At 69.1% G+C, this 19,984-nt stretch carries 13 protein-coding genes, 1 tRNA gene and 1 rRNA gene; 12 read left to right on the top strand and 3 right to left on the bottom strand.

The features are described from left to right. The 3 genes from rrf to ACFY1U_RS43185 form a co-directional block, all read left to right on the top strand. Positions 1-91, top strand: a 5S ribosomal RNA gene (rrf, locus tag ACFY1U_RS43175); the annotation flags it as partial. Between the two features lie 114 nt (positions 92-205). Further along, positions 206-868: a DegT/DnrJ/EryC1/StrS family aminotransferase gene (locus ACFY1U_RS43180; protein ID WP_390699736.1), complete on the top strand. Its 663-nt coding sequence runs from the start codon at positions 206-208 to the stop codon at positions 866-868. Positions 869-964: 96 nt separating this feature from the next. After that, positions 965-1,040, top strand: a tRNA-Thr gene (locus ACFY1U_RS43185). Between the two features lie 52 nt (positions 1,041-1,092). Here the strand turns inward: ACFY1U_RS43185 and ACFY1U_RS43190 are convergent. After that, on the bottom strand, positions 1,093-3,846 hold the full coding sequence (locus ACFY1U_RS43190; protein WP_390699571.1) for a SpoIIE family protein phosphatase: 2,754 nt from the start codon (positions 3,844-3,846) through the stop codon (positions 1,093-1,095). 376 nt (positions 3,847-4,222) lie between these two features. Here ACFY1U_RS43190 and ACFY1U_RS43195 point away from each other — a divergent pair, with 376 nt between their 5' ends. The 9 genes from ACFY1U_RS43195 (at position 4,223) to ACFY1U_RS43235 (ending at position 18,383) form a co-directional block, all read left to right on the top strand. Next, positions 4,223-9,694 (top strand): HAMP domain-containing protein, encoded by a 5,472-nt coding sequence (locus tag ACFY1U_RS43195; protein ID WP_390699572.1) that lies wholly within the window; start codon positions 4,223-4,225, stop codon positions 9,692-9,694. A gap of 244 nt (positions 9,695-9,938) precedes the next feature. Continuing rightward, entirely contained in the window at positions 9,939-10,622 is a 684-nt protein-coding gene (locus ACFY1U_RS43200) for a response regulator (RefSeq protein ID WP_115909444.1), read from the top strand. Between the two features lie 124 nt (positions 10,623-10,746). Beyond that, positions 10,747-13,455, top strand: a complete 2,709-nt coding sequence (locus ACFY1U_RS43205; RefSeq protein ID WP_390699573.1) for a DNA translocase FtsK — start codon at positions 10,747-10,749, stop codon at positions 13,453-13,455. Between the two features lie 244 nt (positions 13,456-13,699). Further along, complete coding sequence (locus ACFY1U_RS43210) at positions 13,700-14,539, top strand: helix-turn-helix domain-containing protein (RefSeq protein ID WP_390699574.1); 840 nt, start codon at positions 13,700-13,702, stop codon at positions 14,537-14,539. A gap of 95 nt (positions 14,540-14,634) precedes the next feature. Continuing rightward, positions 14,635-16,104: a 30S ribosomal protein S12 methylthiotransferase RimO gene (gene rimO / locus ACFY1U_RS43215; protein WP_390699575.1), complete on the top strand. Its 1,470-nt coding sequence runs from the start codon at positions 14,635-14,637 to the stop codon at positions 16,102-16,104. Beyond that, the gene (gene pgsA / locus ACFY1U_RS43220) at positions 16,101-16,823 is read left to right on the top strand and encodes a CDP-diacylglycerol--glycerol-3-phosphate 3-phosphatidyltransferase (protein WP_390699576.1); all 723 of its coding nucleotides are present in this window, start codon (positions 16,101-16,103) and stop codon (positions 16,821-16,823) included. The genes rimO and pgsA overlap by 4 nt, the downstream gene beginning before the upstream one ends. Beyond that, the gene (locus ACFY1U_RS43225; RefSeq protein WP_390699577.1) at positions 16,820-17,365 is read left to right on the top strand and encodes a CinA family protein; all 546 of its coding nucleotides are present in this window, start codon (positions 16,820-16,822) and stop codon (positions 17,363-17,365) included. The genes pgsA and ACFY1U_RS43225 overlap by 4 nt, the downstream gene beginning before the upstream one ends. A 109-nt stretch (positions 17,366-17,474) precedes the next feature. Next, positions 17,475-17,849, top strand: coding sequence for a helix-turn-helix domain-containing protein (locus tag ACFY1U_RS43230; RefSeq protein ID WP_030947329.1), 375 nt, complete (start codon positions 17,475-17,477; stop codon positions 17,847-17,849). 255 nt (positions 17,850-18,104) lie between these two features. Beyond that, entirely contained in the window at positions 18,105-18,383 is a 279-nt protein-coding gene (locus ACFY1U_RS43235) for a hypothetical protein (protein ID WP_390699578.1), read from the top strand. On the opposite strand, the gene ACFY1U_RS43240 is transcribed toward ACFY1U_RS43235, so the two are convergent. Next, positions 18,331-19,095, bottom strand: coding sequence for an SDR family NAD(P)-dependent oxidoreductase (locus ACFY1U_RS43240; RefSeq protein WP_390699579.1), 765 nt, complete (start codon positions 19,093-19,095; stop codon positions 18,331-18,333). The genes ACFY1U_RS43235 and ACFY1U_RS43240 overlap by 53 nt on opposite strands. Before the next feature lie 32 nt (positions 19,096-19,127). Next, entirely contained in the window at positions 19,128-19,964 is an 837-nt protein-coding gene (locus ACFY1U_RS43245) for an Fpg/Nei family DNA glycosylase (protein ID WP_390699580.1), read from the bottom strand. Positions 19,965-19,984 lie beyond the last annotated feature (20 nt).

The following is a 19,984-nucleotide window of genomic DNA, read 5'->3' on the forward strand; positions in this document are numbered from 1 at the left end:
GCCCGGTTACATTCCGAACCCGGAAGCTAAGCCTTACAGCGCCGATGGTACTGCAGGGGGGACCCTGTGGGAGAGTAGGACGCCGCCGAACAATTATTCAAAGGGTTGGATCCTGAACTTCGGTTCGGGGTCCAACCCTTTTTTGTTCTCGGTCACTTGAAGTTCACGTTGCGCAACAACCATCCGAAGCATGGGTACTGCTGCAATGCTCAGGGCCGCCGGCGTCGGAGTCGGTGACGAGGTTGTCGTGCCGGCCTTCGGTAACTCCGAGGTCGCCGGGGCCGTCGCCTTCGCCGGCGCGCTGCCGGTGTTCGCCGACATAGATCCGCTGACGTACTGCCTCGACCCGGGCTCTGTCGAAGCAGCCATAACTCCGCGGACAGCGGCGGTCGTTGTCGTCCACCGCTTCGGCCGGCCGGCCGACATCGCGCGGCTGCACGGTGTGGGGCAGCGGCATGGGCTTCTGGTGCTGGAGCAGGGAGAGTCCGAGGTTCCGTACGACGAGGTCGCTCAGCGGAGGGAGCGGGCCGCGTATCTCGATGCCAAGTTGAGGGGTGTGCGGACGCCCGACGGTGGTGACGGGCACACCTATCAGCAGTACGTCGTGCGGGTGCCGGGCAATGGGCGGCCGGATCGGGATGCCTTCGCTCGGGCCGTGCGGGCCAGGGGAGTTGAGTGCCGGGTGCCGGTGAAGACGCCTGTGCACCGGCTGCCGGAATTCCGGCGGTGCGTGTCGCTGCCGGAGACCGAGCGGGCCGCCGACGAGACCCTTGCGCTTCCTGTGGACGCCGCGTTGACCAAGCGGGACATGCAGCGGATCGTGGGCGCGTGCAATGCGCTGGGCGGATTGCTTCAGCCTGCTTTCTGAGCGGGCGGGCGGCACTGCACCACACGGTTGGGAGCACGTGTCTGTTCGGGGTATGATCTATTCCGTTGCCGCGGGGAAAACTCCTCAGGGTGACAGGCCCCTATAGCTCAGTCGGCAGAGCGTCTCCATGGTAAGGAGAAGGTCAACGGTTCGATTCCGTTTGGGGGCTCCAGACGAAAGGCCCCGCCCAATTGGGCGGGGCCTTTTCCGTGTTCGCAGGTCTTTCAGTCCTTGTGGAGGCCCGGGACCCGCATGGCCAGGATTGCCATGTCGTCGGACGGTGCGTCGGAGGCAAAGCGTTCCACGGCGCGCATGATGCGGGCGGCAACCGCGCCGGCCGTCAGGCCCGTGCAGGTGGTCAGGACGTCGGTGAGACCGTCGTCGCCGAGCATGCGGGTGCCCTCACGGCGCTCGGTGACCCCGTCCGTGACGCAGAGAAGGACATCACCAGGGTCGAGGGTGACCGTCTGCTCGTAGAGTTCCAGGTCCTCCATGACGCCAAGGAGCGGCTGTGGTTCGGCGGCCGGTTCGACCGTGCCGTCCTGGCGCAGACGGAGCGGGAGGGGGTGGCCGGCGCAGACCACCTTCAGTTCGGCGCTGCCGTCCTCCTGGGGCCGTAGCTCGCCGTAGAGGAGGGTCAGGAAGCGGCTGCGGGCGCCCTCGTCGAGAATGGCCGAGTTCAGTCGTTCCAGGACGGCCGGGCCGCTGAGGCCCTCGCGGGCCAGGAGACGGAGCGCGTGCCGGGCGAGGCCGGTCACGGCCGCCGCGTTGGGGCCCGTACCGCAGACGTCGCCGATGGCGAAGCCGTAGGCGCCGTCGCTGATCGGGAAGAGGTCGTAGAAGTCGCCCCCGACCTCGTTGCCCTCGCCGGCCGCGCGGTAGATGACCTCGACCTCCACGCCGTCGATCTCCGGGAGTTCCGGGGGCAGGAGGCTGCGCTGGAGGGACTGGCTGATGGCCGTGCGCTCCGAGTACAGGCGGGCGTTGTCGAGGGCCAGGGCGGCCCGTCGGCTCAGGTCCTCGGCCAGTTCCAGGATTTCCTGGCGGAAGTGTTCGTCAGTGGGCTTGCCGAGGGTCAGCATGCCGATGACTCGGTTGCGCGCCACCAGGGGGAGTACGACGGTTTCGCCGCCGACCGCGGAGGCCGTGGCGAGCGTGGGGCCGATGCCCGAGGACATCTGGTGGGTCGGGCCGCCGCTCAGGCCCAGGCTGCGCATGGAGCTGCGCAGGGCCGCCTGGTGGGCGACCTCGCCGGGGGCCGACCAGACTCGGGCGCCGGGCGTGGGTACCGGGTCGGGCGGCGGGACCTTCGACAGCAGCGACTTGATGCCGTCGATGAGTTCCTCGTCCTCGTGCAGGACATACGACAGATACGGCTCGGAGGCCTGGTCGGCGATCGTGTAGACGGCGCACCAGGTGGCGAGGGTGGGGACCGTCATCTGGGCCATGAGGGCGAGGGTCTGGTCGCGGTCCAGGGTGCCTGCCAGGAGGTCGGAGGCTTCGACCAGGAAGCTGAGCGAGCCTCGGCGCAGGCGTTCCAGCTCGCCGAGGCGGGCCGACTCGACGGCCAACGCGATGCGGTCGGCGGCGAATTGGAGGCGCAGGGCCTCTTCGTTCGAGTATCTGCCGGGGCTCTCGGCCGCCACGCCGAGGGAGCCGGTGAGGCGGCCCTCGACCTTCAGGGGGACCGTGACGACCGAGCGCATGCCGGTGCCGCTGAGGAGCGGGACGGCGCCGGGTACGGCCGTGAGGTCGTCGTGGACGGCCGGCATGCGGGCCGAGCCGTAGCGGCCGGGGCCGGCCTCGACGGGCACACGCGCGAAGCGCTGGCGGGCGGAGGGCAGGCCGGTGGAGGCGCGGACCTCCAGCTCCGTCTCGTCGTCGGTCGCCAGGAGCAGGAAGGCGGAGTCGGCGTCGAGCATGTCGCGGGCGCGTTCCACCGTGCGCTGGAGGAGGCCGTCGAGGTCGTCCGGGGCCGGAGAGCCGATGAAGACCTCGAAGGGGTCCGTGCTCTGGCCGTCGGCGGCGGGTGCCGTGTCGGAGGCCGGGATACGCAGCGGGGTCTGCAGGACGGCCCGTTCGTGGTCCCGGACGAGGAGACAGACGGTGGACGGCTCGCCGCCCGTGTCGCGTACGCGGAGGTGGGAGGCGTACACGGGGATGACGCGGCCGTTGGCGCCCCTTATGCCGTAGCTGCCCTCCCAGCGGGAGAGCTGGAGGGCCTCGGCGATGCCGGTGCTGGTGCCCGGGGTGTGCGGCCAGGCGGCGAGATCGGTAAGGGGCTTTCCGATCACCTGTTCGGCGGGGTAACCGAAGAGTTCCTCCGCGTCCTCGTTCCACGAAGTGATGGAACCGCTGCGGTCGATCTGGACGACTGCGACGCGGACCCGGCCGTCGGCGAGGGGGAGGAGGTCGGCGGGGAGGGACGGGCCGGCGGCGCGGGTGCCCACGGCGCGCTCGGGCAGGTCGAGCTGGAACCAGACCTGTTTGTGGGTGGGCGTGTACTCGACACCCCAGCGGCCTGCGAGTGCGGCGCACAGCTGGAGTCCCCGGCCGCCTTCGCGGTCCGGGCTCCCCATGTTGACGGGGTGACCCTGGAGGGGGATCTCGCGCTCCGGGTACCTGTCGGCCACCTCGATCCGTACGCCTTCGTCGCTGCGCAGACACAGGACGTCGGCGGAGGTGCCCGCGTGGACGACGGCGTTGGTGACCAGCTCGCTGGTCAGGACCACGGCGTCGTCGACGATGTCGGCGAAGCCCCAGCCCTGGAGGGTGTCGCGGACGAAGGAGCGGGCGGTCGCTACCGATCGTCCGACGGGCTCGAAGCTGGCGGCCGCGCGCGCGGTGATCACAGAACTCCTCGGCCGGTTGTCGACGGGCAGGGCTGCCTGGCCGACCGGCTCGTGCCGCTGATGCGGCAGACCGCCCGTCGGCCGGGGGTCCGGGGGCTGTCCCCCCGGGATCAGTCCGGTGGTCATGTGTGCGGCCGCCCCTCCGATGCCCGCTCGTTCTCGTGCCACCGCCCAGGCCGGACGGACCGGCGCGGCTGGACAGCCGCATGCAAGGTTACTTACCTTCGACGGCCATGCGGATGCCGGTCTGCAGTGTTTCCGCCCAGACGGTGTGCGGACGATGTGCGAAGCTGCCGAACTGTTATGGCCGGGTTCAAGCAGGGTGAAACACTGGGCAAGCTTCTTGTGAAGGTCCGAGCAGGTCGAGTGACTTCCGCGTGCAGCGGGCAGCAGCCCGTGGTGCGGCCTGGTACATCGGGCAGAAACAGGCAGCAGTAACTGGTACGTCGAGCGGTAGTACCGGAGCACAGCAGTAACGGTCGACCCCTGCGGGAGGGACACAGTGGAGTCTGGCGCAGCGACGCGGGGCACTAAGACGCGCGCGAAAGGCGGACAGTCCCTGAACAACCAGCGCAAACCGCGCGGCGGGACGACCGCAGTGGACACGGCGTCCCTGAACCGGCTGCTGGCGGCTCTCGTGGCGATGCGCGACGGGAACTTCCGCAAGCGGCTCACGGTGTCCGGAGACGGCGTGATGTCGGAGATCGCGGCGGTCTTCAACGAGGTGGCCGACCGGAATCTCCATCTGACGGGTGAGCTGTCGCGGGTACGGCGCATGGTGGGCCGTGAGGGCAAGCTCACCGAACGGCTGGAGACGGGCGCCTACGAGGGCTCCTGGGTGGCCGCCATCGAGGCGTCCAACGCGCTCGTGGACGACCTCGTGCGGCCCGTCTCCGAGGTCGGCCGGGTGCTGTCCGCGGTCGCGGAGGGCGATCTCTCGCCCCGTATGGAGCTGCGGACGCAGGCGCCGGACGGGACCGGCCACCCGCTGCGTGGGGAGTTCCTCAAGGTCGGGCGGACTGTAAACAACCTTGTCGATCAGCTGTCGACCTTCACCGACGAGGTCACGCGTGTGGCCAGCGAGGTGGGCACCGAGGGCAAGCTGGGCGGGCAGGCACGCGTGCGTGGCATGTCGGGTTCGTGGAAGGACCTCACGGACTCCGTCAACACGATGGCGTACCGGCTGACGGCCCAGGTGCGGGACATCGCCCTGGTGACGACCGCGGTGGCCAAGGGCGATCTGTCGCGGAAGGTCACCGTCCATGTCGCCGGCGAGATGCTGGAGCTGAAGAACACCGTCAACACGATGGTGGACCAGCTGTCGTCCTTCTCCTCCGAGGTGACGCGAGTCGCGCGCGAGGTGGGCACCGAGGGCGAGCTCGGCGGGCAGGCGCAGGTACCGGGCGTGGCCGGCGTGTGGAAGGACCTCACCGATTCGGTGAACCTGATGGCCGGCAACCTGACGGCCCAGGTGCGCGGGATCGCCCAGGTCACCACGGCGGTCGCCAACGGTGATCTCTCGCAGAAGGTCACCGTCTCCGCGCGAGGCGAGGTCGCGCAGCTCGCGGACACGATCAACCAGATGACGGAGACGCTGCGGATCTTCGCGGACGAGGTCACGCGTGTGGCCAACGAGGTCGGTGCCGCGGGACAGCTCGGCGGCCAGGCGAACGTGCCGGGCGCGGCGGGTACGTGGAAGGACCTGACGGACTCCGTCAACACGGTGTTCCGGAATCTGACCATTCAGGTGAGGGACATCGCGGCCGTCACCACTGCGGTGGCCAATGGTGACCTCTCCCAGAAGGTCACCGTCGACGTGGCCGGCGAGATGCTGGAGCTGAAGAACACCGTCAACGGCATGGTGGATCAGCTGTCGTCCTTCGGTTCCGAGGTCACGCGCGTGGCGCGCGAGGTCGGTGTCGAGGGTGAGCTGGGCGGGCAGGCGCAGGTACCGGGCGCGGCCGGCACCTGGAAGGACCTGACCGACTCGGTCAACACCGCGTTCCGCAACCTCACCGGGCAGGTGCGCAACATCGCCCAGGTGACGACGGCGGTCGCCAACGGCGATCTGTCGCAGAAGGTCACCGTGGACGTCTCCGGCGAGATGCTCCAGCTGAAGAACACTGTGAACACGATGGTGGACCAGCTGTCCTCCTTCGCCGACCAGGTGACGCGGATGGCCCGGGACGTGGGCACGGAGGGGCGACTGGGCGGTCAGGCGGTCGTACCGGGTGTGGCCGGTACCTGGAAGGAGCTCACCGACTCCGTCAACGGCATGGCCGGGAACCTTACGGCCCAGGTGCGCAACATCGCCCAGGTGACCACCGCGGTCGCCCAGGGCGACCTGTCCCAGAAGATCGACGTCGACGCGCGCGGCGAGATCCTGGAGCTGAAGAACACCATCAACACGATGGTCGACCAGCTCTCCGGGTTCGCCGACCAGGTGACCCGGGTCGCCCGCGAGGTGGGCACGGAGGGCCGCCTCGGCGGTCAGGCGCAGGTGCCCGGCGTCGCCGGCGTGTGGCGGGACCTGACCGACTCCGTGAACGGAATGGCAGGAAACCTTACGGCCCAGGTGCGCAACATCGCGCAGGTCGCCACTGCGGTCGCCCGTGGTGACCTCTCCCAGAAGATCACCGTGGACGCGCGCGGGGAGATCCTGGAGCTCAAGAACACCCTGAATACGATGGTGGACCAGCTGTCGTCGTTCGCGGAGGAGGTCACCAGGGTCGCCCGCGAGGTGGGCACGGAGGGGCAGCTCGGCGGTCAGGCCGAGGTGCAGGGTGTCTCCGGCACCTGGAAGGACCTCACGCAGTCCGTGAACTTCATGGCGAACAACCTGACCATCCAGGTGCGCAACATCGCCGAGGTCACGACCGCGGTCGCCAAGGGCGACCTGTCCAAGAAGATCACTGTTGACGCGAAGGGCGAGATTCTCGAGCTTGTCACGACGGTCAACACGATGGTCGACCAGCTGTCCAGCTTCGCCGAGCAGGTGACCCGGGTGGCCCGCGAGGTGGGCACCGAGGGCATCCTGGGCGGCCAGGCGCACGTGCCGGGCGTCACGGGCATCTGGAAGGACCTCAGCGGCAACGTGAACCTGATGGCCAAGAACCTGACCATGCAGGTGCGGAACATTTCCCAGGTCGCGGCGGCCGTCGCCAATGGCGACCTGACGCGGACGGTGACGATCGAGGCGCGCGGCGAGGTCCAGCAGCTCGCCGACACCTTCAACACCATGGTGAAGACGCTGAGTTCGTTCGCCGACCAGGTCACCAAGGTGGCCCGCGAGGTGGGCACGGACGGCATCCTCGGTGGCCAGGCGCACGTGCCGGGTGTGGCGGGCACGTGGAAGGACCTCACCGACTCCGTGAACGGCATGGCGTCCAACCTGACGGGCCAGGTGCGCAACATCGCCATGGTCACCACCGCCATCGCCAAGGGTGACCTGACCAAGAAGATCGACATTGACGCCCGCGGCGAGATCCTCGAGCTCAAGACGACGATCAACACCATGGTCGACCAGCTGTCGTCCTTCGCCGAGGAGGTCACCCGAGTGGCCCGTGAGGTGGGCACGGAAGGACAGCTCGGCGGTCAGGCACGCGTGCGTGACGTCGACGGCACCTGGCGCGACCTCACCGAGTCCGTGAACGAAATGGCAGGAAACCTTACCCGTCAGGTGCGCGCCATCGCGCGCGTGGCGACCGCGGTGACCCGCGGTGACCTGAACCTGAAGATCGACGTGGATGCGTCCGGCGAGATCCAGGAGCTTCAGGACTACATCAACAAGATGATCGCCAACCTGCGCGACACCACGATCGCCAACAAGGAGCAGGACTGGCTGAAGGGCAACCTCGCCCGTATCTCCGCGCTGATGCAGGGCCGGCGCGATCTGCAGGACGTGGCCTCTTTGATCATGAGCGAGCTGACGCCCGTGGTCTCGGCACAGCACGGCGCGTTCTTCGTGGCGATGCCGCTGATGGACGGCAAGGACCTGAACGCCGAGAGCGAGGACGCGTACGAACTGCGCATGCTGGGGTCGTACGGCTACTCGATGGGCTCCATGCCGACGTCGTTCCGTCCGGGCGAGGCGCTCATCGGGACGGCCGCCGAGGAGAAGCGCACGATCCTGGTGGAGAACGCGCCCAGTGGCTATCTGAAGATCTCCTCCGGCCTCGGCGAGGCGCCGCCCGCACAGGTGATCGTCCTTCCGGTGCTGTTCGAGGGCAAGGTGCTCGGTGTCATCGAGCTGGCTTCCTTCAATCCCTTCACGCAGATCCAGAAGGACTTCCTCAACCAGATCGCCGAGATGATCGCCACCAGCGTCAACACGATCTCCGTCAACACCAAGACGGAGCAGCTGCTGAAGCAGTCGCAGGAGCTGACCGAGCAACTGCGTGAGCGCTCAGCCGAGTTGGAGAACCGGCAGAAGGCCCTCCAGGCGTCCAACGCCGAACTGGAGGAGAAGGCCGAGCTGCTGGCCCAGCAGAACCGCGACATCGAGGTCAAGAACACCGAGATCGAGGAGGCGCGGCAGGTCCTGGAGGAGCGCGCCGAGCAACTCGCGGTGTCGATGCGGTACAAGAGCGAGTTCCTCGCCAACATGTCGCACGAGCTGCGCACCCCGCTCAACTCGCTGCTGATCCTGGCCAAGTTGCTCGCCGACAACGCGGACTCCAACCTCACCCCGAAGCAGGTCGAGTTCGCCGAGACCATCCACGGCGCGGGATCCGACCTGCTGCAGCTGATCAATGACATCCTCGACCTGTCGAAGGTCGAGGCGGGCAAGATGGACGTCTCCCCGACGCGTATCGCGCTCGTCCAGCTCGTCGACTACGTGGAGGCCACCTTCCGGCCGCTGACCGCGGAGAAGGGCCTCGACCTGTCCGTACGGGTGTCGCCTGAGCTGCCCGCCACGCTGCACACCGACGAACAGCGGCTGCTGCAGGTGCTGCGGAACCTGCTGTCCAACGCGGTGAAGTTCACCGACTCCGGGGCCGTGGAGCTGGTGATCCGGCCGGCCGGCCGGGAAGTGCCGGCGGCGATCCGGGAGCAGCTGCTGGAGGCCGGGTCGATGAGCGACCCGGACGCGGACCTGATCGCGTTCTCGGTGACCGACACCGGTATCGGTATCGCCGCCAGCAAGATGCGCGTGATCTTCGAGGCGTTCAAGCAGGCGGACGGCACGACGAGCCGCAAGTACGGCGGCACCGGCCTGGGGCTGTCGATCTCGCGGGAGATCGCGCAACTGCTCGGCGGTGAGATCCACGCGCAGAGCGAGCCGGGACGCGGTTCGACGTTCACGCTGTATTTGCCGCTGCACCCCAGCGAACTGCCGCCGCAGGGCTACCAGCAGGCCCTGCCCTCCTTGAACGCCGGCGACCTGGTGTCCGCCTCGGACCTCGCTCATCTGTCCGAGGTGGAGATCGACACACCGGCCGAGGTGAAGTCGTACCGGGAGACGCAGAACGGCGCCGCCGCGCTCTTCAGGCGCCGCCGCAGGCACGGCCTCGACGCCGACCAGCGTCTGGCGTCCCAGGAGCAGTGGTCGGCCGCCGAGCAGGACGCGGCGCCGCAGGTGCACCACGGCATCCGGTTCGGCGGCCAGAAGGTGCTGATCGTCGACGACGACATCCGCAACGTGTTCGCTTTGACCAGCGTGCTCGAGCAGCACGGGCTGTCCGTGCTGTACGCCGAGAACGGCCGCGAGGGCATCGAGGTCCTGGAACAGCACGACGACGTCGCGGTCGTCCTGATGGACATCATGATGCCCGAGATGGACGGCTATGCGACGACGACGGCGATCCGCAGGATGCCGCAGTTCGCGGGCCTGCCGATCATCGCGCTGACCGCGAAGGCGATGAAGGGCGACCGGGAGAAGGCGATCGAGTCGGGTGCCTCCGACTACGTGACGAAGCCGGTCGATCCCGATCACCTGCTGTCGGTGATGGAGCAGTGGATGCGGGGGGAGTGACGGGAACCATCGATGTTCACGCGGAGTTGCTGACTCAGTGTGGCCGAGTCCGTGTAGAAGTACGGGATTCGGGGAACCTTCTGGTCTCCCGCTACGTTTCTGCTACGTGCACAGTGACATCACGGTGACAGGGTGTGGCGACAGGCGGGGTGCGGCTACGATGACCGGCACAAGGACGGGCGGCGAAAGGGAGTCGTCCCCAGGGGCGGCGCCCGGTGCACATCCGGGGCGAGGAGGGCGGGCCATGGTGCAGAAGGCCAAGATCCTCCTGGTCGATGACCGGCCGGAGAATCTGCTTGCGCTGGAGGCCATCCTCTCTGCGCTCGATCAGACACTGGTGCGGGCATCGTCCGGGGAGGAAGCGCTCAAAGCACTGCTCACGGACGACTTCGCGGTCATTCTGCTGGACGTCCAGATGCCGGGAATGGACGGTTTCGAGACAGCCGCGCACATCAAGCGGCGAGAGCGGACCCGGGACATCCCGATCATCTTTCTCACGGCGATCAACCACGGCCCGCACCACACCTTCCGTGGGTATGCGGCGGGGGCGGTGGACTACATCTCCAAGCCGTTCGACCCGTGGGTGCTGCGCGCGAAGGTCTCGGTCTTCGTCGAGCTGTATATGAAGAACTGCCAGCTGCGGGAGCAGGCGGCGCTGCTGCGGCTCCAGTTGGAGGGCGGCGGAGGCAAGACCGCGGCCGGCGAGGCCAAGGAGCCCGCCAGCCTGCTTGCCGAGCTGTCGGCGCGGCTCGCGGCGGTCGAGGAGCAGGCCGAGGCGCTGTCGAAGCAGCTCGACGACGAGTCGGCGGATGCGGCGGCCGTGGCGACCGCGGCCCATCTCGAACGCAAACTCACGGGATTGCGGCGGGCGCTGGACGCCTTGGAACCGGGCGCCGGCAGCGCGTCCTCGGTGTCCTCGCAGAACTGACTTCTGGGCGCGGAGCAGTTGTCCATGAGGACGCGTCAGTTCCGCGCCCGCTTCAGGGCGACACGAACGGGTGAAGCAGTGGGCACACGTGTCCGCTGTCGCCTCCACCGGTAACCTCACCTCTATGGCCTCACGTCCCTCCGCTGCCAAGAAGCAGCCCGCGAAGAAGGCGGCGGCTCCGGCGAAGAAGGCCGCTGCGAAAAAGGCCCCGGCGAGGAAGGCCCCGGCCAAGAAAGCCGCGGCGAAGAAGTCGGCGCCACCGCCGAAGCCTGCGCCGAACCCGACCGGGGGCATCTACAAGCTCGTCCGCGCCCTCTGGCTCGGCGTCGCGCACGCCGTCGGTGCCGTCTTCCGCGGCATAGGGAACGGCGCCAAGAACCTCGACCCGGCCCACCGCAAGGACGGCGTCGCCCTGCTGCTGCTTGCCATCGCGCTCATTGTGGCTGCCGGCACCTGGGCCGATCTGCGCGGGCCCGTGGGCGACCTCGTCGAGATCCTGGTGACCGGCTCCTTCGGCCGCCTCGACCTGCTCGTGCCGATACTGCTCGCGGTGATCGCCGTGCGCTTCATCCGGCATCCCGAGCAGCCCGAGGCCAACGGCCGCATCGTGATCGGCCTGTCCGCGCTCGTCATCGGTGTGCTCGGCCAGGTCCACATCGCCTGTGGGGCGCCCGCCCGCAGTGACGGCATGCAGGCGATAAGGGACGCCGGCGGCCTCATCGGCTGGGCGGCGGCGACCCCGCTGACGTACACGATGGGCGACGTCCTCGCCGTACCGCTGCTCGTGCTGCTGACGGTCTTCGGGCTGCTCGTCGTCACGGCCACTCCCGTCAACGCCATTCCGCAGCGGCTGCGGCTGCTCGGGGTGAAACTCGGCGTCCTCCACGATCCGGAGGAGGACGAGTTCACCGACGACGATGAGCGTTACGACGACCAGTGGCGCGAGGCGCTGCCCGCGCGCACACGCAGGCGTGGTCCGGCCCCCGAGTCGTACGACCCCGACAGCGCGGAGCAGGAGGCCCTCTCGCGGCGTCGTGGCCGCCCGCGCAGGTCGGCGGTGCCGCAGCCCGACATGCAGCGCCCCATGGACGCCGTGGACGTCGCGGCGGCTGCGGCCGCCGCGCTCGACGGCGCCGTCCTGCACGGTATGCCGCCCTCGCCGATCGTCGCCGACCTCACCCAGGGGGTGAGCGTCGGGGACCGCGAGGAGAGCACACCGACCCCCACACCGACACCGAAGGCCGTGCCGGCCGCGCGCCCCAAGCAGGAGAAGCTGAAGGTCGAGGTCGCGGACCTCACCAAGCCCGCCCCCGAGGCGCCCAGCGACCTGCCCGCCCGCGCCGAGCAGCTTCAGCTCTCCGGCGACATCACCTACTCCCTGCCCTCGCTCGACCTCCTCACGCGCGGCGGCCCCGGCAAGGCGCGCAGCGCGGCCAACGACGCGGTGGTCGCGTCACTCACCAACGTCTTCACCGAGTTCAAGGTCGACGCCGCCGTCACCGGCTTCACCCGCGGGCCGACGGTCACGCGCTACGAGGTCGAGCTCGGCCCCGCGGTGAAGGTCGAGCGGATCACCGCGCTGACGAAGAACATCGCGTACGCCGTCGCCAGTCCGGACGTGCGGATCATCAGCCCGATCCCCGGCAAGTCCGCGGTCGGCATCGAAATCCCGAACACCGACCGCGAGATGGTCAACCTCGGGGACGTGCTGCGCCTGGCGGCGGCGGCCGAGGACGACCATCCGATGCTGGTCGCGCTCGGCAAGGACGTCGAGGGCGGCTATGTGATGGCCAACCTCGCGAAGATGCCGCACGTCCTCGTGGCCGGAGCCACCGGTTCCGGTAAATCGTCGTGCATTAACTGCCTGATCACGTCCGTCATGGTCCGCGCGACTCCCGAGGACGTCCGTATGGTCCTCGTCGACCCCAAGCGGGTCGAGCTGACCGCCTACGAGGGCATCCCGCACCTGATCACGCCGATCATCACCAACCCGAAGCGGGCCGCCGAGGCGCTCCAGTGGGTCGTACGGGAGATGGACCTCAGGTACGACGACCTGGCCGCGTTCGGGTTCCGGCACATCGACGACTTCAACGAGGCCATCCGCAACGGCAAGGTGAAGCTGCCCGAGGGCAGCGAGCGGGAGCTGCAGCCGTACCCGTATCTGCTGGTGATCGTCGACGAGCTCGCCGACCTGATGATGGTCGCCCCGCGGGATGTCGAGGACGCGATCGTGCGCATCACGCAGCTCGCGCGCGCGGCGGGCATCCACCTGGTGCTCGCCACGCAGCGGCCCTCCGTCGACGTCGTCACGGGTCTGATCAAGGCGAACGTGCCCTCGCGGCTCGCGTTCGCCACCTCCTCGCTCGCCGACAGCCGCGTCATCCTCGACCAGCCCGGTGCCGAGAAGCTGATCGGCAAGGGCGACGGGCTGTTCCTGCCGATGGGGGCCAGCAAACCGACCCGTATGCAGGGCGCCTTCGTGACCGAGGAGGAGGTCGCGGCGATCGTCCAGCACTGCAAGGACCAGATGGCGCCCGTCTTCCGGGACGACGTCACCGTGGGCACCAAGCAGAAGAAGGAGATCGACGAGGAGATCGGCGACGACCTGGACCTGCTGTGCCAGGCGGCCGAACTGGTGGTGTCCACGCAGTTCGGGTCGACGTCCATGCTCCAGCGCAAACTGCGCGTCGGTTTCGCCAAGGCCGGGCGGCTCATGGACCTCATGGAGTCCAGGGGCATCGTCGGACCGAGCGAAGGGTCGAAAGCTCGTGACGTTCTTGTGAAGGCCGACGAGCTGGACGGCGTGCTCGCGGTGATCCGCGGGGAGGCTTGAGAAGAGGCTCGCGCGGGAGAGCCACCGATGTCCGATCGTGACTCACCCGTAAGGGATCATTGAGCAACCGTTTCCCGTCCACGTACGTCAAGTTGAGGGAAGCGACAATCGCGCACCCCACCATCGGCGTGTCCGGCCATTCCGATGGGCTACAAAGTCCGACCGCCCGGTTGCCCCACCCTTTCGCACCCCCCATAGACTGAACCTGCAGCACAGGTGGCTTAAACGCTCGAAAGGCGCCCCCGTGTCCATCGGCAACTCCCCTGAAGACGAGCGTCCGTTCGAAGACGACCGCGCGGAAGCCAGCCGCTCCATCGGCCATGCCCTCCGGCAGGCACGAATCGCGGCAGGTTTGACCGTCGACGACGTCACCAATGCCACCCGGGTCCGCATCGCCATCGTGCACGCCATCGAGGCGGACGACTTCGCCCCCTGTGGTGGCGACGTCTACGCCCGGGGCCACATCCGGACCCTGGCCAAGGCTGTCCACCTCGATCCGGCCCCCCTGCTCGCGCAGTACGACGCCGAGCACGGCGGCCGCCCCGCTCCGACCCCCGCGGCCCCCCTCTTCGAGGCGGAGCGCATCCGCCCCGAGCGGCGCGGACCCAACTGGACCGCGGCCATGGTCGCCGCGATCGTCGCCGTGGTCGGCTTCGTCGGATTCACCGCGTTCAAGGGCGGCGACGACAGCGGCGCGAAGACCCAGGTCGCGGAGGGATCCACGCCCTCGACCAGCAAGTCGGCCTCGCCCACGCCCACGAGCAGCAAGTCCGACGTCCCGAAGTCCAACCCCTCGGACAGCGCCATCGCGGCCGCGCCCCAGGACAAGGTGACCGTCCAGGTCAGCGCCGCCGACGGCCGCAGCTGGATCTCGGCCAAGGACCACAACGGCCGGCTGCTCTTCGACGGGCTCCTCAAGCAGGGCGACTCCAAGACCTTCCAGGACAGCGAGAAGATCAACCTCGTCCTCGGTGACGCGGGCGCGATCCAGCTCTACGTCAACGGAAAGAAGATCGAGGACAACTTCCAGCCGGGCGCGGTCGAGCGCCTGACGTACACGAAGGGCGACCCCCAGGCCGGCTGACAGCCGACCGGCAGGGGCATGTCCACACGGGGTTGGCCAAGATCGGCCAACCCCGTCGACGTGGGCTGTCAGTGAGACAAAGTAGTCTTGAGCGCATGCCTGAACGCCGTACCGTCGCACTCGTCACCCTTGGCTGCGCCCGTAACGAGGTGGACTCGGAGGAGCTCGCAGGCCGCTTGGAGGCGGACGGCTGGGACCTCGTGGAGGACGCCGCGGAAGCGGACGTCGCCGTCGTCAACACCTGTGGCTTCGTCGAGGCCGCCAAGAAGGACTCCGTCGACGCCCTCCTGGAGGCCAACGACCTCAAGGGCCACGGCAGAACCCAGGCCGTCGTGGCGGTGGGCTGCATGGCCGAGCGGTACGGCAAGGAGCTCGCCGAGGCCCTCCCCGAGGCCGACGGCGTACTCGGGTTCGACGACTACGCGGACATCTCCGACCGACTGCAGACCATCCTGAACGGCGGCATCCACGCCTCCCACACCCCGCGCGACCGGCGCAAGCTGCTGCCGATCAGCCCCGCCGAGCGCCAGGAGTCCGCGACCGGGGTGGCGCTGCCCGGGCACGCCCCGGCGGATCTCCCGGAAGGGCTGGCGCCCGCCTCGGGCCCCCGTGCGCCCCTGCGCCGCCGCCTGGACGGCGCCCCCGTCGCCTCGGTGAAGCTCGCCTCCGGCTGCGACCGGCGCTGCTCCTTCTGCGCCATCCCGTCCTTCCGCGGCTCCTTCATCTCCCGCCGTCCCAGCGACGTGCTGAACGAGACGCGGTGGCTGGCCGAGCAGGGCGTCAAGGAGATCATGCTGGTCTCCGAGAACAACACCTCGTACGGCAAGGACCTCGGCGACATCCGTCTGCTGGAGTCGCTCCTGCCGGAGCTGGCCGAGGTCGACGGCCTGGAGCGCGTGCGGGTGAGTTATCTCCAGCCGGCCGAGATGCGTCCCGGGCTGATCGACGTCCTGACCTCGACGCCGAAGATCGCCCCGTACTTCGACCTGTCCTTCCAGCACTCCGCCCCCGGTGTGCTGCGGGCGATGCGCCGCTTCGGCGACACCGACCGCTTCCTGGAGCTGCTCGACACCATCCGGAACAAGGCCCCCCAGGCGGGCGTGCGCTCCAACTTCATCGTGGGCTTCCCGGGCGAGAGCGCGGACGACCTGGCGGAGCTGGAGCGGTTCCTGAACGGCGCGCGGCTGGATGCCATCGGTGTCTTCGGCTACTCCGACGAGGAGGGCACGGAGGCGGCGACGTACGACAACAAGCTGGACGAGGAGGTCGTCGCCGAGCGGCTGGCACGTGTCTCCCGGCTGGCCGAGGAGCTCGTCTCCCAGCGGGCCGAGGAACGCCTGGGCGAGACCGTGCACGTGCTCGTGGAGTCCGTGGACGAGGACGGCGTGTACGGCCGCGGGGCGCACCAGGCGCCGGAGACGGACGGCCAGGTGCTGCTCACGAACGGCGAAGGCCTGAGCGTCGGCCGTATGGTCGAGGCGAAGGTGGTCGGTACGGAAGGTGTCGACCTGGTGGCCGAGCCGCTGACGGGCTCGCTCGGGTGTAGTGAGGAGGCGGGCAGATGACCGGAGTACCGGCATCGGCGGCGAACGGCTCCTCCCCGGCGGATTCCTCGCCGGCCGGCCCCGCCGCTTCCGACCGGCAGACAGGGGCGAAGTCCCCGAGGGGTGGGAAGCTGGCCGCCGCGGCCGTCAACCAGGCCAGCGTCTGGAACGTCGCCAACCTGCTCACCATGCTCCGGCTGCTCCTCGTGCCCGGCTTCGTCGCGCTGATGCTGGCCGACGGCGGGTACGACCCCGCGTGGCGCTCCCTGGCCTGGGCGGCCTTCGCCATCGCCATGATCACCGACCTCTTCGACGGTCATCTGGCGCGCACCTACGACCTCGTCACCGACTTCGGCAAGATCGCCGACCCCATCGCCGACAAGGCGATCATGGGGGCGGCGCTGATCTGTCTCTCCTCGCTGGGTGACCTGCCGTGGTGGGTGACGATCGTCATCCTGGGCCGGGAACTGGGGATCACGCTGCTGCGTTTTCTCGTCATCCGTTACGGCGTCATCCCGGCGAGCCGCGGCGGCAAGCTGAAGACCCTCACACAGGGCGTGGCCGTGGGGATGTACGTCCTGGCGCTGACGGGCTGGCTGGCCACCCTGAGGTTCTGGGTGATGGCGGCGGCGGTCGTGCTGACCGTGGCGACCGGACTCGACTATGTAAGACAGGCCATTGTGCTGCGCAGGCAGGGAATCGCCGAGCGCAAGGCCGCGTTGGAGGAGACGGAAGCGTGAATTCTCCGGCCGCCGACGTCGTGCGACTACTGACGGTGAGGGGCGAGACCCTCGCGGTCGCCGAGTCGCTCACGGGCGGGCTGGTTGCGGCGGAAATCACAGCCGCCCCAGGAGCGTCCAAGGCGTTCCGTGGTTCGGTGACCGCCTACGCCACCGAGTTGAAGCACGAGCTGCTGGGCGTCGACGACACCCTGCTGGCACAGCGCGGAGCGGTGGACCCGCAGGTCGCGGCCCAGATGGCGGCCGGCGTGCGCAAGGCGCTGGGCGCCGACTGGGGCCTCGCGACGACCGGTGTCGCGGGCCCGGAACCGCAGGACGGGAAGCCCGTCGGGACGGTTTTCGTGGCCGTGGACGGCCCCTTCGGAGCGGATTCCGGTTCCGCCGGTGGCGGAAAAGTCGAGGCCCTGCGGTTGAACGGCGACCGCGCGGAAATTCGTATGGAGAGTGTACGGAGCGTACTCGCACTGCTCCTGAAGGAGCTTGCGAGCGAACAGACCGGGAATGAGCTGGCACAGGATACGGAACAGAACGGGGGGTTTTGATGTTTGCAGCCCTGAGTGAACACGACATCGCTCCCCGCACGGCCGCAGCGCGAGGCGGTACGGTGGGGCGTGAAGGATGCGGCTACGCGGTCCGAGGAGGGAGCCACCGATGATTCTGCTCCGTCGCCTGCTGGGTGACGTGCTGCGTCGGCAGCGCCAGCGCCAGGGCCGTACTCTGCGCGAAGTCTCCTCGTCCGCCCGAGTCTCACTCGGCTATCTCTCCGAGGTGGAGCGGGGGCAGAAGGAGGCTTCCTCCGAGCTGCTCTCCGCGATCTGCGACGCGCTGGACGTACGGATGTCCGAGCTCATGCGAGAAGTGAGCGACGAGCTCGCCCTCGCCGAGCTGGCCCAGTCTGCTGCGGCCACCGAGCCTGTACCCGCGCCGGTTCGTCCGATGCTGGGTTCCGTGTCGGTGACCGGTGTGCCACCGGAACGGGTGACCATCAAGGCGCCCGCCGAGGCGGTGGACGTGGTCGCCGCGTGACGTTCACGCGCGTGGCTGCGTGAGCCGACGTGCACGTGCAAGGCCCCGGCCGGGGCTTCTCCAGGGAGAACTGGGGAGGTGCGGTCGGGGTTTTCGTGTTGTCTGGGCGCCTTGTACGGCTGTCCGGGTCCGTTTGCCGGTGCGGCTCGGGCCGGTCATGGTGGATGCCTGCGATGCGTTGCGCCCATGTGCCGTCGGTGCGCCCTTTCCGGGCCTGAAGGCGGCGGTCTAGCTTCGGGGCCGGAGGTGGCGTCCATGGCACGGCCGACAGTGCGCTGGGGGGCGTTTCTCGGGCTCGGGGTGCTGTGGTGGTGGGCGGTGCTGCGGCTTGCGTTTGCGCCCGGTGCCGGGGTGCTGGAGGGGGCGGTCGCCGCCGGGGGCTGGGGGCTCGGTCTGCTGCCGGTGCACTGTGTGCCGAAGACGCGCGCGACGGGCGTCATGGGGGCAGGGCGGTGGCGGGTGGCCTGGCGGACGGCCCGCGTCACCATGGCATCGCCACCCCGCCGTTCGGACGCAGGATCTGGCCCGTCGTGAAGGACGAGGCATCGGAGGCCAGAAACAGCACGGTGTGAGCGACGTCCTCCGGTTCGCCGACCCGGCCCAGCGGCGACATCCGCGCCATCAGTGTCTCGGTCTGCGCCTGCGCCTCGGCCTCATGGCGGTCGGTCATGGGGGTGCGGATCCAGCCGGGTGCGACCGCGTTGACCCGGATCCCGTGCCGGCCGACCTCGTTCGCCAGGGTCTTTGTCAGCTGGACGACGGCCGCCTTGGCCGCGCCGTAGCAGAGCAGGCCGGGGCGGCCGGTGTCGACGGCGCTGGAGGCCATGGTGATGATGCTGCCGCCGGTCTTCCGCTCCAGCATCAGGCGGGCGGCTTCCTGGCAGGCGTACAAGACCCCCTTGAAGTTCACACTCAGGACCCGGTCGAGGTCCTCGTCCCGGGTCTCCAGGACCGGGCTGCTGTGCATGATCCCGGCGACCGCGGCCATCACGTCCAGGCGCTCGCAGGATTCGACGGCCTGTCGGAGCTGCCCCCGGTCGGTGACGTCGAGGTGGTGGACACGGGCGGTGCCGCCGCCGTCCTTGATCAGGGTCGCCGTCTCGTGCAGGCCCTGTGCGTCGCGGTCGGCGCAGTGGACCGTGGCGCCGGCTTCGGCGAGGAGCACGGCCGAGGCGCGGCCGATGCCGCCGGCCGCTCCGGTGACGAATGCGGTACGTCCGGTGAGTTCGTACGCCTTGACGGGCATGATGGGACGGTACGAGGGTTTCTGACGGGTCGTCAATTAGTCGTACGGCGTGGAGTTGCGCGGGGTCGGGCGGTACTCGGCGCCGGTCCCGTCTGGCAGTTCGGGCACCAGTAGGTGGGGCGTTCGCGGGAGCCGTCGCCCTGGTCGGCCACGCGGACGGAGGTGTGGCAGCGCAAGCACGGGCGGGGTGCGCGGCCGTACACGAACAGATCCTGCCCGCGGCGGCCCGTCGTGGTGCGGACCGGGCGGTCGCGGTTGGCCTCCAGGAGCTTCTTGGCGAGCGCGGGCAGCTTCGCCGCGCGGTCGGCGGGCAGCGCACCGATGGGGAGCCAGGGGGTGGCACCGAGCAGGAAGCAGAGCTCGCTCTTGTAGACATTGCCGATGCCGGCGAGGTTGCGCTGGTCCAGGAGGGCCTCGCCGAGGGGGCGGGCAGGGTCGGCGAGCAGGTTGGCGAGCGCCTGCCGCGGGTCCCAGTCCGGGCCTAGGAGGTCGGGGCCGAGATGGCCGACGGCGCGCTGTTCGTCGGCGGTGCGCAGGAGGTCGAGGACGGGGAGGCGGTAGCCGACTGCTGTGCGGTCGGCGTTCCCCAGGATCACGCGGATCTGATGGGACGGGCCGCCGGTCCAGCGCATGCCGTTCGCGTACACCTTCCAGGAGCCGTCCATCCGCAGGTGGGAGTGGAGCGTCAGGCCGCCCTCGATGCGCGTCAGGAGGTGCTTGCCGCGCGGGGTGACGTCCAGGACGGCGCGGCCCGTGAGGTCGGTCGTGGCGTACTTCGGCACCCGGAAGTCGCTGCGGGTCAGCACCTTGCCGGCGAGGGCGTCGTGCAGGCGTTTAGCCGTCTGCCAGACCGTGTCTCCTTCGGGCATGGGTCAAGGGTGTCACGTGC

It is taken from the genome of Streptomyces sp. NPDC001351 (assembly GCF_042896045.1).
Lineage (GTDB): Bacteria > Actinomycetota > Actinomycetes > Streptomycetales > Streptomycetaceae > Streptomyces.